General features: G+C 66.9%; 15 protein-coding genes. 12 read left to right on the top strand and 3 right to left on the bottom strand.

Going from position 1 to position 14,501, the window contains the following annotated elements:
* Position 1: 1 nt before the first annotated feature.
* From CHB74_RS10165 to CHB74_RS10185, 5 genes are read left to right on the top strand one after another with little or no spacing between them, the layout of a single operon-like run.
* Positions 2–610: a riboflavin synthase gene (locus CHB74_RS10165; protein WP_089219523.1), complete on the top strand. Its 609-nt coding sequence runs from the start codon at positions 2–4 to the stop codon at positions 608–610.
* The gene (gene ribB, locus CHB74_RS10170; protein WP_089219524.1) at positions 600–1,748 is read left to right on the top strand and encodes a 3,4-dihydroxy-2-butanone-4-phosphate synthase; all 1,149 of its coding nucleotides are present in this window, start codon (positions 600–602) and stop codon (positions 1,746–1,748) included. The genes CHB74_RS10165 and ribB overlap by 11 nt, the downstream gene beginning before the upstream one ends.
* A gap of 5 nt (positions 1,749–1,753) precedes the next feature.
* Positions 1,754–2,176 carry a 6,7-dimethyl-8-ribityllumazine synthase gene (gene ribH / locus CHB74_RS10175; protein WP_089219525.1) on the top strand — a complete coding sequence of 141 codons (423 nt, stop codon included), beginning with the start codon at positions 1,754–1,756 and terminating at the stop codon, positions 2,174–2,176.
* Between the two features lie 11 nt (positions 2,177–2,187).
* On the top strand, positions 2,188–3,162 hold the full coding sequence (locus CHB74_RS10180; protein WP_089219526.1) for a glucokinase: 975 nt from the start codon (positions 2,188–2,190) through the stop codon (positions 3,160–3,162).
* Positions 3,146–3,820, top strand: coding sequence for a GntR family transcriptional regulator (locus tag CHB74_RS10185; RefSeq protein ID WP_089219527.1), 675 nt, complete (start codon positions 3,146–3,148; stop codon positions 3,818–3,820). Before CHB74_RS10180 ends, CHB74_RS10185 begins: the two co-directional genes overlap by 17 nt.
* Before the next feature lie 98 nt (positions 3,821–3,918).
* Here CHB74_RS10185 and CHB74_RS10190 read toward each other — a convergent pair whose 3' ends face one another.
* The gene (locus tag CHB74_RS10190) at positions 3,919–4,944 is read right to left on the bottom strand and encodes an AI-2E family transporter (RefSeq protein WP_089219528.1); all 1,026 of its coding nucleotides are present in this window, start codon (positions 4,942–4,944) and stop codon (positions 3,919–3,921) included.
* A gap of 73 nt (positions 4,945–5,017) precedes the next feature.
* Between CHB74_RS10190 and CHB74_RS10195 the strand changes: the two genes are divergently transcribed.
* Positions 5,018–5,422 (top strand): DUF2147 domain-containing protein, encoded by a 405-nt coding sequence (locus CHB74_RS10195; RefSeq protein WP_089219529.1) that lies wholly within the window; start codon positions 5,018–5,020, stop codon positions 5,420–5,422.
* A gap of 21 nt (positions 5,423–5,443) precedes the next feature.
* On the opposite strand, the gene CHB74_RS10200 is transcribed toward CHB74_RS10195, so the two are convergent.
* Both CHB74_RS10200 and CHB74_RS10205 read right to left on the bottom strand, forming a co-directional pair.
* Positions 5,444–6,166, bottom strand: coding sequence for a hypothetical protein (locus CHB74_RS10200; RefSeq protein WP_089219530.1), 723 nt, complete (start codon positions 6,164–6,166; stop codon positions 5,444–5,446).
* A gap of 83 nt (positions 6,167–6,249) precedes the next feature.
* Positions 6,250–7,674, bottom strand: coding sequence for a helix-turn-helix domain-containing protein (locus tag CHB74_RS10205; RefSeq protein ID WP_245842811.1), 1,425 nt, complete (start codon positions 7,672–7,674; stop codon positions 6,250–6,252).
* Positions 7,675–7,774: 100 nt separating this feature from the next.
* On the opposite strand from CHB74_RS10205, the gene CHB74_RS10210 reads away from it, so the two are divergent.
* The 6 genes from CHB74_RS10210 (at position 7,775) to CHB74_RS10235 (ending at position 14,480) form a co-directional block, all read left to right on the top strand.
* A complete protein-coding gene (locus CHB74_RS10210; protein ID WP_089219531.1) occupies positions 7,775–9,307 on the top strand; it encodes an acyl-CoA carboxylase subunit beta in 1,533 nt (510 codons plus the stop codon).
* Positions 9,308–9,428: 121 nt separating this feature from the next.
* Positions 9,429–9,866 (top strand): methylmalonyl-CoA epimerase, encoded by a 438-nt coding sequence (gene mce / locus CHB74_RS10215; protein ID WP_089219605.1) that lies wholly within the window; start codon positions 9,429–9,431, stop codon positions 9,864–9,866.
* Between the two features lie 32 nt (positions 9,867–9,898).
* Entirely contained in the window at positions 9,899–10,675 is a 777-nt protein-coding gene (locus CHB74_RS10220; protein WP_089219532.1) for an enoyl-CoA hydratase-related protein, read from the top strand.
* Position 10,676: 1 nt separating this feature from the next.
* Positions 10,677–12,821: a methylmalonyl-CoA mutase gene (gene scpA, locus CHB74_RS10225; protein WP_089219533.1), complete on the top strand. Its 2,145-nt coding sequence runs from the start codon at positions 10,677–10,679 to the stop codon at positions 12,819–12,821.
* A 97-nt stretch (positions 12,822–12,918) separates the two neighbouring features.
* Complete coding sequence (gene bioB / locus CHB74_RS10230) at positions 12,919–13,914, top strand: biotin synthase BioB (protein WP_089219534.1); 996 nt, start codon at positions 12,919–12,921, stop codon at positions 13,912–13,914.
* On the top strand, positions 13,911–14,480 hold the full coding sequence (locus tag CHB74_RS10235) for a hypothetical protein (RefSeq protein WP_089219535.1): 570 nt from the start codon (positions 13,911–13,913) through the stop codon (positions 14,478–14,480). The genes bioB and CHB74_RS10235 overlap by 4 nt, the downstream gene beginning before the upstream one ends.
* Positions 14,481–14,501: the final 21 nt, after the last annotated feature.

Genomic DNA, 14,501 nt, shown 5'->3' on the forward strand with positions numbered 1-14,501 from the left:
CATGTTCACCGGAATCATCACCGACGTCGGCACCATCGAAGCGACCGAGCAGCGCGGCGATCTGCGCGCCCGCATCGCCACCATCTACGATACCGCGACGGTCGACATGGGCGCCTCGATCGCCTGTTCGGGCGCCTGCCTCACCGTGGTCGACAAGGGCCCCGGCTGGTTCGCGGTCGACATTTCGGCCGAAACCGTGGCGCGCACCGCGCCCGGCCGCTGGGTGGCCGGCGAAAAGCTCAACCTCGAACGTGCGCTCAAGGTGGGCGACGAACTGGGCGGCCACATCGTCACCGGCCATGTCGACGGCGTGGGCACCATCGCCCGGCTCGAATCCGAAGGCGATTCGACGCGCCTCACCATCGCCGCGCCCAAGGCGCTCGGCCCCTATCTCGCCGCCAAGGGCTCGATCGCGCTCGACGGCATCTCGCTGACCGTGAACAGCGTCGAAGATACCGCCGACGCCGTTCTCGTCGGCATCAACATCATCCCGCACACCGCCCAGATGACGACCTTCGCGGATCTCGTCGTCGGCCGGCCGGTGCATATCGAGATCGACATTCTCGCCCGCTATCTCGGGCGGATGGAGCAGCTTCGTCATGTCCAGTAATCCCGAACTTTCCCGCCTGCGCCACGCGTTCCTCTCCACGCCGGAAGAGATTATCGACGAGGCGAAGAACGGCCGCATGTTCATCCTCGTCGACGACGAGGACCGCGAGAATGAGGGCGATCTCGTCATCCCCGCGCAGATGGCCACGCCGGACGCGATCAATTTCATGGCCAAGCATGGCCGTGGCCTGATCTGCCTCGCCATGGCCAAGGAACGGGTCGACCAGCTCGGCCTCAACCTGATGAGCCGCCACAACGGCACCCGCCACGAAACCGCCTTCACCGTCTCGATCGAGGCGCGCGACGGCGTGTCGACCGGCATTTCGGCCGGTGACCGGGCGCGCACCATCGCGGTCGCGATCGACGCCTCCAAGGGCGCCGATCACATCGTCACGCCGGGCCATGTCTTCCCGCTGGTGGCGCGTCCCGGCGGCGTCCTCGTCCGCGCCGGCCACACCGAAGCCGCGGTCGATGTCGCGCGGCTCGCCGGGCTCAACCCGTCGGGCGTGATCTGCGAGATCATGAAGGACGATGGCACGATGGCGCGGCTCGACGATCTCGTCAGCTTCGCCCAGCTCCACAATCTTAAGATCGGCACGATCCGCGATCTGATCGCCTATCGCCGCCGCAACGACCATAATGTCGAAAAGGTCGCCGAAACCAAGTTCGACAGCATCTATGGCGGCGACTGGCGCGCGATCACCTATCGCAACAAGGCCGTCGGCACCGAGACGCTGGCGCTGGTGAAGGGCCATATCGCGCCGGACAAGCCCACCCTGGTCCGCATGCACACGCTCAACATCTTCAGCGATTCGCTGGGCGAGAAGAATGATCGCTCGGGCATGCTGCAGGGCGCGATGCGCGCCATCGGCGAAGCCGGATCGGGCGTCGTCGTCATCATCAATCGCGCGCTGGTCAACGCCATGTCGACCGTCGTCCGCGCCCGCGCCGAAGGCAAGGGGCCGGATTCGGAGGATATGAACGAGCTGCGCGATTATGGCATCGGCGCGCAGATCCTCGCCGAACTCGGCATCCACGACATGGTGCTGCTGACCAATTCGCACCACACGCTGGTCGCGCTTTCGGGCTATGGCCTCAACATCGTCGGCGAGCAGCCGATCTCGACCGAAGGGCTCTGATTTCCATGGCAAAGCTGCTCATCGTCGAAGCCCGCTTCTACGACCATCTCAACGATCTGCTGCTCGAAGGCGCGCGCGCCGCGATCGAGGAAGGCGGACACAAGCATGAAACCGTCACCGTCCCCGGCGCGCTCGAAGTGCCGGGCGCGATCGCCCTCGCCGCCGAAACCGGCCGCTACGATGCCTTCGTTGCGCTGGGCGTGGTGATCCGGGGCGAAACCTATCATTTCGAAGTCGTCTCGAACGAAAGCGCGCGCGGGCTGATGGCGCTCAGCATGGATGGCATCGCCATCGGCAACGGCATCCTTACGGTCGAAAATGAAGCGCAGGCGCTGACCCGCGCGAAGCGCGACGAAAAGGACAAGGGTGGCGAGGCCGCGAAAGCCGCGCTCACCATGCTGGCCCTGCGCGAACGCTTCGGCAGCTGATCGGGCGGCCGGTGGAAATCGTCGCGGCGGATATTGGCGGCACCAACGCCCGCTTCGCCATCGCGACGATCGACGACGACGGCCGCGTCACGCTGGGGGCGCCCGTCACGCTGCCCACCGCCGGCCATGCCAGCCTGCCGCTTGCCTGGGCGGCCTTTGGCGCGGCGATCGGCCGGCCGCTGCCACCCCGCGCCGGCATCGCCATCGCGGCGCCGGTGCGCGGCGACACGCTCAAGCTCACCAATAATAATTGGGTGATGCGCCCGGCCACGCTGGCCGGCGAACTTGGCGTCGATGCGCTAACGCTGATCAACGATTTCGGCGCCGTCGGCCATGCCGTCGCCCATGCCGGGCCGGACCATCTGCTCCACATCGCCGGGCCCGACCGCCCCTTGCCCGCCGACGGCGTGATCTCGATCGTCGGCCCGGGCACGGGGCTTGGCGTCGCTTATGTCGTGCGGCGCGCAAGCCGCCAATGGATCGTCGAAACCGAAGGCGGACACGTCGATTTCGCGCCGCTCGATCCGCTGGAAGAAGCGATCCTCGCCCGGCTGCGCAAGCAGCATCGCCGCGTTTCGACCGAGCGGATCTGCGCGGGCCCGGGTCTCGCCCAGATCCACGCCACCATCGCCGATATGGAAGGCAGCGCCGTGCGTCCACGCGACGACAAGGCGTTGTGGACGGCCGCGCTTGACGGCAGCGATCCGCTCGCCGCTGCCGCGCTCGACCGTTTCTGCCTGTCGCTGGGCAGCGTCGCCGGCGATATCGCGCTGGCCCAGGGCGCCAGTGCGCTGGTCATCGCCGGCGGGCTCGGCGCCCGGCTGCGCGATCATCTGCCACGTTCCGGCTTCGCCAGCCGCTTCGTCGCCAAGGGCCGTTATGAAGCGATGATGGCGGCGATGCCGATCAAGCTGATCACCCACGCGCAGCCGGGCCTGCTCGGCGCGGCCATGGCCTTCGTGGAACAGCATGGCCACGCGGCCTGAACCCGACGGCGACGGCGAATCCGGCGCCACGCTGCGCGCCGCCGTCTATAGCGAGCTGCGCCATCGCCTGATCACCGGCCGAATCGCGCCCGACGTGCCAATTTCCACGCGCGGCCTCGCCCAGCAGCTTGGCGTCAGCCAGATGCCGGTGCGCGATGCCCTGAGCCGGCTTGCCGCCGAAGGCGCCGTCGCCATCCGCTCGAAACGCCGGATCACCGTGCCGCCGCCGACACCGGCGCGACTGGAAGAAATCATGCGTGCGCGGCTGCTGCTGGAGCCCGAAGCGGCGGCGCAGGCGCTTCCTTATCTCGACGGCAGCACGATCGAAGCGTTGCGCGCTGCCGATGCCGCGCTCGATGCAGCCCTCGCCCGCGATGATCTGCACGGCTATATGGAAAGCAACTGGCGCTTCCATTTCCTCATCTATCGCGGCCGCCCGCAGAGCCTGCTCGCCAACATCATCGAAACGCTGTGGATGCAGTTCGGCCCGCTGATGCGCACGGTTTACGGCCGCGTCGGCACTGCCCACCTGACCGACCAGCATCACCGCGCCATCGACGCCATCGCCCGCCGCAGCGAACCCGCGCTCCGCGCCGCCATCGCCGCCGACATCGCGGACGGCATGGCGCTGATCGGCGGGCTGGACAAGGCCGCCTAGAACGTTTTCAGGCAGGTGGAATCACCTGCAGACTCGGAAAACGCGGCAAACCAAAAGCTTAGAGCATTCGAGCCGACGCAACCGGGCCAGAACATGTTCTAGCCGATCGGCCGCCCCAGCGTGTCGCGCACATAGAGCGTGCGAACCAGCACATAGGCCGTCACCGCGATCGGCCCGCCCATCAGCACACCGACCGACCCGAACAAGGCGCCAACCGCGAACAGCGCGAACAGCGTCACGGCCGGCGGCAGTTTCACCGTGCGCTGCATGATCAGCGGCTCGATCACGGCGCCGGCGAGTTGCTGGACGACGAAGTAGAGCAGGATCGTGAACAGCAAGGTGTCGCCACCGATCGTCAGCGCCACCAGCACGCCCGGCAAGGCGCCCAGCAACGGCCCGATCATCGGCACGAACCCCATCAGCCCCGCGATCAGCCCCAGCGCCAGCGGCGATGGCACGCCGATCGCGATCAGCCCCGCCGCGATCGCCACGCCGGTGATCGTCATCGAGGCGAGCTGGCCGAGCAGCCAGGCACGCAGCGACGCGGCGGTGGCATCAAGCGCATCCGCCACGCGCGCGACATAAGCGTCGGGCACCAGCCGCAACAGGCCGGATCGATAGAGATCGGGCTGGGCCGCCAGATAGAGCCCCGCCATCAGCGCCAGCGCCACGCCGGACAAGGCGCCGCCCAGCGTGCCGATGACGGCGCCGATCGCGCCGAGCACCGCGCTGCCGCTCGGCACCGCCCGGCCGAGTTGCTCGTGAAACTCACGCTCCAGCCCGGCAGCGCCGATCCGCGCCTGCAGGCTCGCCCACGCATCGGGAAGCCGGGCCGCCAGATCGCCGAGCTGGCGGCCGATCTCGTTGCCAAAAACCCACACCGCTCCGCCGACAAGGCCCAGGATGAGCACCGATGCGATGGCGAGCGAGGTGCGCGGCCCCAGCCGGCCGCGCCGGCTGATCAGGCGTGCCGCCGCCACCAGCACGATCGCGAACAGGATGCTGGCAAAAGCGAGCAGCAGCACATCGCGCAGCCGCCACAGCAGCAGCAGCATCGCCGCCAGCCCGAGCGCGATCAGCACCCGCCCCGCAAACCGGCCCGTGCCGCTGTCCTGCCCTGCCATCCCGGCACCCCGACGCTGTTTCGAACGCTTGGAAATGCTAAAGAAGTTCGCGCATTTGCAACAGGGGGCAAGGATGATTCGCCGCTTCACGCTCACCCTCGCCGCGCTGCCGCTCGCGCTTCTCCTCGGCGGGGCGAATCAGGATCGCACCGAAGGGCTGTGGCGCAACCCCAAGAACAGCGTCCACGTCCGCTCGCACCGCTGCGGCGCCAGCATGTGCGGCACCGTGGTCTGGGCGAACGACAAGGCCAAGGCTGACGCGCGACGCGGCGGGACCGAAGAACTGGTCGGCCTGCAGCTGTTCAAGGATTTCACGCAGGACGAGGGCGGCAACTGGCGCGGCCGCGTCTATGTGCCCGATATCGACAAGACCTTTTCGGGCACGATCGAAGTGATCGACGTCAATACGATCAAGGGCAGCGGCTGCCTGATCGGCAAGATCGGCTGCAAATCGCAGACCTGGGCGCGCATCAAATAAGGCAGGGGCGCACCGCTACCGTCACTTCTTCGGCAATTGCGCCTGCATGGCCGCGACGAGCGCATCGCGCGTCGCCGGCGGCACCGGCAGCTCGAACCGTTCGTGCGCCAGATCCGCGCGCTCGATCGAGCGAAGCTGGAAGCGGCCGCCAACGTCGAGCGGCGTTCCGAGCGCGAAAATGGCCCGGGTTTCCTCGATAAACTCGGCCGCCGCGCTGCCCATCAGCGGCGCGCCGGGGATGATCGCGGCGTGCATGAACTGTTCGAGCGCGCGACCGATCGGTTTCAGATCGTCGTCCAGGCTCATCACATATTCCACCGGCGTGCCACCGGCGACGCCGCCAATGCCCTCGACCCGCCAGACATCGCCCTTGCGCCCGCCCACGGTGCGTTCGCCACGACGCTTCATCGCCAGCCGCGCCGCCGGCCGGGCGGGGCCATCATGCGTCAGCGCGTCGCCGAACACCGGCGGCATCACCTGATCGATCGCCGCCGCGATATCCTCGATCCGTGCCGCCATCGCGCTGCCATCGGGCTGGCGCGACACGACATAGAAAGCGTCGCCCAGCATCAGGCCGAAGCTCGTATCCCCCGATTCCGCGATCCGCACATCGCCGCTATCCGCGACCTCGACGACCAGCGTCTTATTCTCCTCGGCCGATCCATAGACGGCGCGCAGCCCGGCATGGGCGGGCAGCGCGAAGCTGACGAGGGCGACAAGCGCGAGCAGCGGACGAAGCATCATCCGCCATCCATGCCGGGCTTAAGCGATGAAGTCGAGCCGCTCCGCCAGCGGCCGATGCCGCGCAAGCCACGGTCGACGCAGGGTCACACCACCCGATAGGGCACCACGTCGCGGATATCGGGATCGACTTCGATCGCGCGGTCCGAAGGCGGAAAGGCCCGCTGGTCGCAATCGGTGCGCGGGCAGAGGCGGCAGGAAATGCCGATCGGCGTCGCGGCGGCGCGGTTGGCGACGTCATGGCCATCGGCATAGATGAACTCGGCCGCGTGATCGACCTCGCACCCCAGCGCCACCGCATAGCGGCGCGGCGAACGGGCATAGCTGCCCGACGCCTTCACCAGCCCCTTGGCCATCTGCACATAACGCACGCCATCGGGCGTCTCGGCCAGCTGGACGAGGATGCGATCCGGGATCGCCACCGCCTCATGCACGATCCACAACGGGCAGGCGCCGCCGAAGCGGGCGAATTGCAGCCGCGTCGCCGAATGGCGCTTGGTGATATTGCCCGCCATGTCGACCCGGCAGAAGAAGAAGGGGATGCCGCGCGCGGCCGGCCGCTGCAGCGTGGACAGGCGATGGCAGGCCTGTTCGAAGCTCACCCCGAAACGCTGGCATAGCCTGTCGATATCGTGGCGCAGCGCGCGTGCCGTCTCGCGAAACCGGGCATAAGGCATCAGCAGCGCGCCGGCCGCATAATTGGCGAGGCCCACGGACAACAAGGTCTGCGCTTCGGTCGATTTCAGATCGGCGGCCTGCGCGACGGCGCCGATCTGCCCCTTGAATTCCAGCAGCGCCAGCTGGTGCGCCAACGCGAAGCGGCGCGTTTCGGGCGGCAGCGCCCGGCCCAGCGTCAGCAGCCCGCGCGGCCCGTCGAAACGGCGCATCGCCGCGGCCTCGTCGTCGGACGAGATCACATCCACGCCATGCCGACGCTTCAGCACATGGGCGATCAGCCCGTCCCCCAGCGGCTGTGCGTCCAGCTCCCCCGCCAGCAATTCGGCCGCGCGGTCGATCGGATCGACATAATTGCCGGCGAGGTGAAACCAGTCGCGCACCTCCTCCCATGGCTGGCGCGCACCGCCGCCAACCCCGGTGGCGATCGCATCATCCTCCATCTGGCGCCGTTCCTCGGCGCGGCGATAGGCGGCGTGGAGACGGATGAAGCGGCTGGCGAGATCGGGTTGCTGCTCCACCGCGCGATGCAGCGCCGGCGGCTCGTCGAGATCGGCGAACAGGGGATCGTCCATCGCCGCGCGCATCTGGGCGAGCTTCGCGTCGGCATCACCGCTCGGCCCCGCCCAATCGAGCGGGAAGGCGCGGGCGAGCGCATCGGCCACCGTGCGCGTCACCGGCCGGTCGTCATTTTCCAGCTGCGACAAATAGCTGACCGAAATGCCGATCCGCGCGGCCATCGCGCCCTGCCCCAGCCCGGAGCGCCGCCGCAGCGCCCGCAGCTCGGCACCGGCGAACAGGCGATGCCGACCCATGCCCGTCGCGGCCTCCGTCATTTGCAAAATCCTCCTTCGCAATTTTGCAAATTCACATTTGCCTTGTCGCCTGAACCTTGGAAGGGGGAGCGTCAAGACGATTCGAACTTAGCGAGGAACGATGCTGGCGATTTTGCAGAAGCTCGAGGAAAAGCGCGCGGCGGCCCGGATGGGCGGTGGCCAGGCGCGCATCGACGCCCAGCACAAGAAGGGCCGCCTCACCGCGCGTGAGCGTATCGACGTGCTGCTCGACGAAGGCTCGTTCGAGGAAGTCGACACCTATGTCGAGCATAATTGCGTCGATTTCGGCATGGATCAGCAGCACATTCCGGGCGACGGCGTCGTCACCGGATCGGGCACGATCAACGGCCGCCTCGTCTTCGTGTTCAGCCAGGACTTCACCGTCTTCGGCGGCTCGCTGTCCGAACGCCATGCGCAGAAGATCTGCAAGATCATGGATATGGCGCTGAAGGTCGGCGCGCCCGTCATCGGCCTCAACGATTCGGGCGGCGCCCGCATCCAGGAAGGCGTGGCCTCGCTTGGCGGCTATGCCGAAGTGTTCCAGCGCAACGTGCTGGCGTCCGGCGTCGTGCCGCAGATCAGCGTGATCATGGGCCCGTGCGCGGGCGGCGCGGTCTATTCGCCGGCGATGACCGACTTCATCTTCATGGTGAAGGATTCGTCCTACATGTTCGTCACCGGCCCGGACGTGGTGAAGACCGTCACCAACGAGGTCGTGACGCAGGAGGAGCTGGGCGGCGCCGTCACCCACACCGCCAAGTCGGGCGTGGCCGACGTCGCCTTCGAAAACGACATCGAAGCGCTGCTCGCAACCCGCGACTTCTTCGATTATCTGCCGCTGTCGAACCGCGAAGCGGTGCCCGCGCGGCCGACCAACGATCCGTGGGACCGGATCGACGAAAGCCTCGACACGCTGATCCCGGACAGCGCGAACAAGCCCTATGACATGAAGGAGCTGATCGCGAAGGTCGTCGACGAGGGCGATTTCTTCGAAGTCCAGCCCACCCATGCCGGCAACATCATCTGCGGCTTCGGCCGGATCGAAGGCCGCACCGTCGGCATCGTCGCCAACCAGCCGATGGTGCTGGCGGGCTGCCTCGACATCAATTCGTCCAAGAAGGCCGGCCGCTTCGTCCGCTTCTGCGACGCGTTCGATATTCCGATCGTCACCTTCGTCGACGTGCCCGGCTTCCTGCCCGGCACCGCGCAGGAACATAACGGCATCATCAAGCATGGCGCCAAGCTGCTCTTCGCTTATGCCGAAGCGACCGTGCCCAAGATCACCGTCATCACCCGCAAGGCCTATGGCGGCGCTTATGACGTCATGAGCTCCAAGCATCTGCGCGGCGATTTCAACTATGCCTGGCCGACCGCCGAAATCGCGGTGATGGGCGCCAAGGGCGCGGTGGAGATCATCTTCCGCAAGGATATCGGCGATGCCGAGAAGATCGCCGAGCGCACCAAGGAATATGAAGCGCGCTTCGCCAACCCGTTCGTCGCGGCGTCGAAGGGCTTCATCGACGAGGTGATCATGCCGCACTCGACCCGCAAGCGGATCGCGCTCGGCCTGCGCAAACTGCGCAACAAGAGCCTCGAAAATCCCTGGAAGAAGCACGACAATATTCCGCTGTGACGGCCCGATCAGGCCGTCATCCCGACGCAGGTCGGGATCGCGTGCGGCCTGATGACCGGTCATTCTCCTCGCCGCAGGAGATGCCAGCCCTCGCTGGCATGACGATGAAGGAATGTGGGAAATGAAACTCGGCCGTTTGAACCATGTCGGCGTCGCCACGCCCTCGATCGAAGCGTCGATCGCCTATTGGCGCGACGTGATGGGGGCCACGAAGATCCATGAACCGTTCGACATGCCGTCGAACGGCGTGAAGGTCTGCTTCGTCGACACGCCGGGTGAAAACGGCACCCACGGCACCCAGATCGAACTGATCGAGCCCCTGGGCGCCGACAGCCCGATCCACGGCTTCCTCGCCAAGAACCCGGCGGGCGGCCAGCACCATATGTGCTACGAGGTTCCCGACATTCACGAAGCCCGCGCATGGTTCGAAGGGCTGGGCAAGAAGGTGCTGGGCGAAACCCGCATCGGCGCGCACGGCACGCTCATCTTCTTCGTCCACCCCAAGGATATGGGCGGCGTGCTGACCGAGATCATGGAAACGCCGAAGGGCGACCACTGAGCCCGCTGGATCCGAACGAAAAGGCTGCCCGCATGTCCTACGCCAATATCCGCTACGAACTGGCCGATAATGTCGCGACGATTACGCTCAACCGGCCCGAACGGCTGAACGCGATCACGCTCGCGCTGTTCGAGGACGTGTCGGCGGCGCTCACCCAGGCGGTGGACGAAGGCGCCCGCGCGGTGCTGCTCACCGGCGAGGGCCGCGCTTTCTGTTCCGGCGCCGATCTGCAGGATGCCGGCGGCCTGCCCGAGGATCCGGGCGAGCTGCTCGACAGCCATTATAATCCGCTGGCCGAAAAGATCGGCCGCCTGCCGATCCCGGTGGTCAGCGCAGTCAATGGCCTCGCCGCCGGCGCCGGCTGCTCGGTCGCCTTGTGGGGCGATTATGTGATCGCCGCGCGCTCAGCCTATTTCCTGCTCGCCTTCGTCAATATCGGCCTCGTGCCCGATGCCGGCGCCACCTGGCTGGTCGCCCGCGCGGTCGGCCGGGCGCGCGCGCTCGAAATGATGCTGCTAGGCGAACGCGTGCCTGCCGAAAAGGCGCTCGAATGGGGCCTGATCAACAAGGTGGTCGACGATGAGGCGCTGGCCGCCGAGGCCCGCGCGCTCGCCGTCCGTCTCGCCAATGGCCCGACCCGGGCGATGGGGCTGATCCGCAATTCGGTCCGCCTCGCCCTCTCCTCCGATCTCTCCGACGCGCTCTGCCGTGAGCGCATCGACCAGAAGGCCGCCGGCCAGTCGGCCGATTTCAAGGAAGGCGTGGCCGCCTTCCTCGAAAAGCGTCCGGCCCGTTACGAAGGCAAGTAAGATGACGACCGACAAGACTCTCGCCGATTGGCAGGCCGCCGCGACCAAGGAGGTGAAGGGCAAGGACCTCACCTGGGCGACGCCCGAAGGCATCGCGGTCAAGCCGCTCTACACCGCCGAGGATGTCGCGGGCTGGGATGCCGGCCTGCCGGGTTTCGCGCCCTTCACCCGCGGCGTGCGCGCCTCCATGTATGCGGGCCGGCCGTGGACGATCCGCCAATATGCCGGCTTCTCGACGGCGGAAGCCTCCAACGCCTTCTACCACCGCAACCTCAAGGCGGGGCAGAAGGGTCTGTCGGTCGCCTTCGATCTCGCCACCCATCGCGGTTATGACAGCGATCATCCGCGCGTGACCGGCGATGTCGGCAAGGCCGGCGTCGCGATCGACACGATCGACGACATGAAGATCCTGTTCGACGGCATTCCGCTCGATCAGATGTCGGTGTCGATGACGATGAACGGCGCGGTCATCCCCGTGCTCGCTTTCTTCATCGTCGCGGGCGAGGAACAGGGCGTTCCGATGGCCCAGCTCGACGGGACCATCCAGAACGACATCCTCAAGGAGTTCATGGTCCGCAACACCTATATCTACCCGCCCGAACCGTCGATGCGGATCATCTCGGACATTTTCGCCTTCACTTCGCAGAACATGCCGAAGTTCAACTCGATCTCGATCTCCGGCTATCACATGCAGGAAGCCGGGGCGACGCAGGTGCAGGAACTCGCCTTCACCATCGCCGACGGCATGGAATATGTGAAATATGGCGTGGCTTCGGGCCTCGACATCGACAAGTTCGCCGGCCGTTTGAGCTTCTTCTTCGCGATCGGCATGAACTTCTTCATGGAGATCGCCAAGCTGCGCGCCGCGCGCGTGCTGTGGCATCGCGTGATGACGAAGCTCGGCGCGCAGGACGAACGCTCCAAGATGCTGCGCACCCACTGCCAGACGAGCGGAGTCTCGCTCACCGAGCAGGATCCCTATAACAACGTCATGCGCACCACGATCGAGGCGATGGCGGCGATGCTGGGCGGCACCCAGTCGCTCCACACCAACGCGCTCGACGAAGCGATCGCGCTGCCCACCGATTTCTCCGCCCGGATCGCGCGCAACACGCAGATCGTGATCCAGGAAGAAACCGGCATGTGCAATGTCGTCGATCCGCTTGGCGGCAGCTATTATGTCGAAAGCCTGACCAAGGAACTGGTCGACCGCGCGTGGGACATCATCGAGCGCGTCGAGGCCGAAGGCGGCATGGCCAAGGCGGTCGCCGCGGGCTGGCCCAAGGCGATGATCGAGGAAGCCGCCGCCGCCAAGGCCGCGCGGATCGACCGCAAGGAAGAGATCATCGTCGGCGTCAACAAATATCGCCTCGCCGATGAAGAGCCGATCGACATTCTCGAGGTCGACAACCACGCCGTGCGCGAAGCCCAGATCGCCCGGATCAAGAAGGTCAAGGCCGGTCGCGACGAAGCCGCCTGCCAGGCCGCGCTGGACGCGCTGCGCAAGGGCGCTGCGGGCAGCGAAAATCTGCTCGGCCTTGCGGTCGAAGCCGCGCGCAAGCGCGCCACGCTCGGCGAAATCTCGGCGGCGATGGAAGATGTGTTCGGTCGCTACGGCACCAGCCCGACCCCGGTGAAGGGCGTCTATGGCGGCGCTTATGGCGATGATGCGCGCTGGACCCAGCTGGTCGACGGCACCGCCGCCATCGGCCGCCGCAAGGGCCGCAAGCCGCGCATGCTCGTCGCCAAGATGGGCCAGGACGGGCACGATCGCGGCGCCAACCTCGTCTCGTCGGCCTTTGGCGATCTCGGCTTCGAAGTCGTCGCCGGCCCCCTGTTCCAGACGCCGAAGGAAGCCGCCGATCTCGCGATCAAGTCCGACGTTGATATCGTCGGCGCCTCCAGCCTCGCGGCCGGCCACAAGACGCTGATCCCCGAACTGATCGGCCTGCTCAAGGATGCCGGCCGGTCGGACATCAAGGTCGTCGCGGGCGGCGTCATCCCCGCGCAGGACTATCAGTATCTGCGCGATGCCGGCGTCCAGGGCATTTTCGGCCCCGGCACCAATCTGGTCGAAGCGGCGGGCGAAGTGCTGCGCCTGCTCGGCCACAACGTGCCGCCCGAAGGCGTCGAGGACGCCGCGTGATCCACCCTCATCGTCATCCCGAACTTGTTTCAGGCGTCGCCGCGCGGCATGCGCGGCCGATGCTGCTGACCCATGTTCGGCACGACGGAGAATTTGCATGACCGAGTACCGCACCGACTGGACCCGCGAGGAGATCGCCGAGCTCTTCGACCTGCCTTTCATGGACCTCGTGTTCCGGGCAGCCGAGGTGCATCGCGCCAACCATGATGCCGGCGCCGTCCAGCTTTCCACGCTGCTGTCGATCAAGACCGGCGGCTGCGTCGAGGATTGCGGCTATTGCAGCCAGTCGGCCAGCCATGAAACCGGCCTCAAGGCGACCAAGCTGATGGATCCGCGCGCGGTGCTGCAGGCGGCCGCGCAGGCCAAGGACCATGGCTCGTCGCGCTTCTGCATGGGCGCCGCCTGGCGTGAGCCCAAGGATCGCGACATGCCCGCCATCATCGAAATGGTGAAGGGCGTCCGCGCGATGGGCATGGAAACCTGCATGACGCTCGGCATGCTCAGCGAAGGCCAGGCCAAGCAGCTCGCCGACGCCGGCCTCGATTATTACAACCACAATATCGACACGAGCCCCGAGAATTACGCGAACGTCATCACGACGCGCAGCTTCCAGGATCGGCTTGATACGCTCGATCATGTCCGTTCGGCCGGCATCAATGTCTGCTGCGGCGGCATCGTCGGCATGGGCGAAAAGCGCGAGGATCGCGTCGGCTTCCTCCACGCTTTGGCCTCGATGGAGCATCCGGAAAGCGTGCCGATCAACGCGCTCGTCCCGGTCAAGGGCACGGTGCTGGGCGACATGCTGGCCGATACCCCGCTCGCCAAGATCGACGAGATCGAATTCGTCCGCACCGTCGCCGTCGCCCGCATCGCCATGCCGGGCAGCATGGTGCGCCTGTCGGCCGGCCGCGAAAGCATGTCGGAAAGCACGCAGGCGCTCTGCTTCCTTGCCGGCGCGAACTCGATCTTCACCGGCGACAAGCTGCTGACCGCGCCCAATGCCGGCGACGACAGCGATGCGGCGATGTTTGCCCGGCTCGGAATCCGCGCCATGGACGCCGAAGCGCCGCGCGTGGCGGTCGCCGCCGAATGATCCTACCCGGGCTTCTCTTTCTGGCGCTGCAGGCGCCGGCCTCGTCCGCTTCGGCGGCGAAGCCGGCGGCCGCGAAGGCCATAGCGCCGGTGGAGAAGCTCAAGGTGATCGACAGCGCGCTCGCGCTCGACACGTTCAAGCTCACCTGCTGGGAAGCGCTGCGCGATCCCACCGCGCTCCAGGCGGCGGTGATGATGGCGCCGATCCCCCTCGCCGCGCAGAGCAAGGCAGGCAGCCCGTCAAAATCGGCCGAATCCTATCGGTCGGATCAGGCGATCCTCACCTATGCGGCCAGCGACAACCTGCCCGCCAACATTCCCGCGCGCCAGTGCACGCTGATCGTCCGCCTTGCCGGCGCCGCCGATCAGCTCGCGCTCGCCGCCCGCATCCAGCAGGCTTTGGCCCTGCCCGCCGGGCGCACCCGCACCAGCGCCGCCCAGTCCCAGACCGAATGGAACGTCGCCGGCGCCGATGCCCGCGTGACGCGCCTGTTCGCCACCACCCGCGCCGCGCCCGGCGGCACGACGGAGCTGCGCCTTGCCGCGCTGCTCCTCGCCCAGAAGTAGAGAGACGGAGAGACGACGTCC

This window comes from Edaphosphingomonas laterariae (assembly GCF_900188165.1).
Taxonomy (GTDB): Bacteria; Pseudomonadota; Alphaproteobacteria; order Sphingomonadales; family Sphingomonadaceae; genus Sphingomonas_E; species Sphingomonas_E laterariae.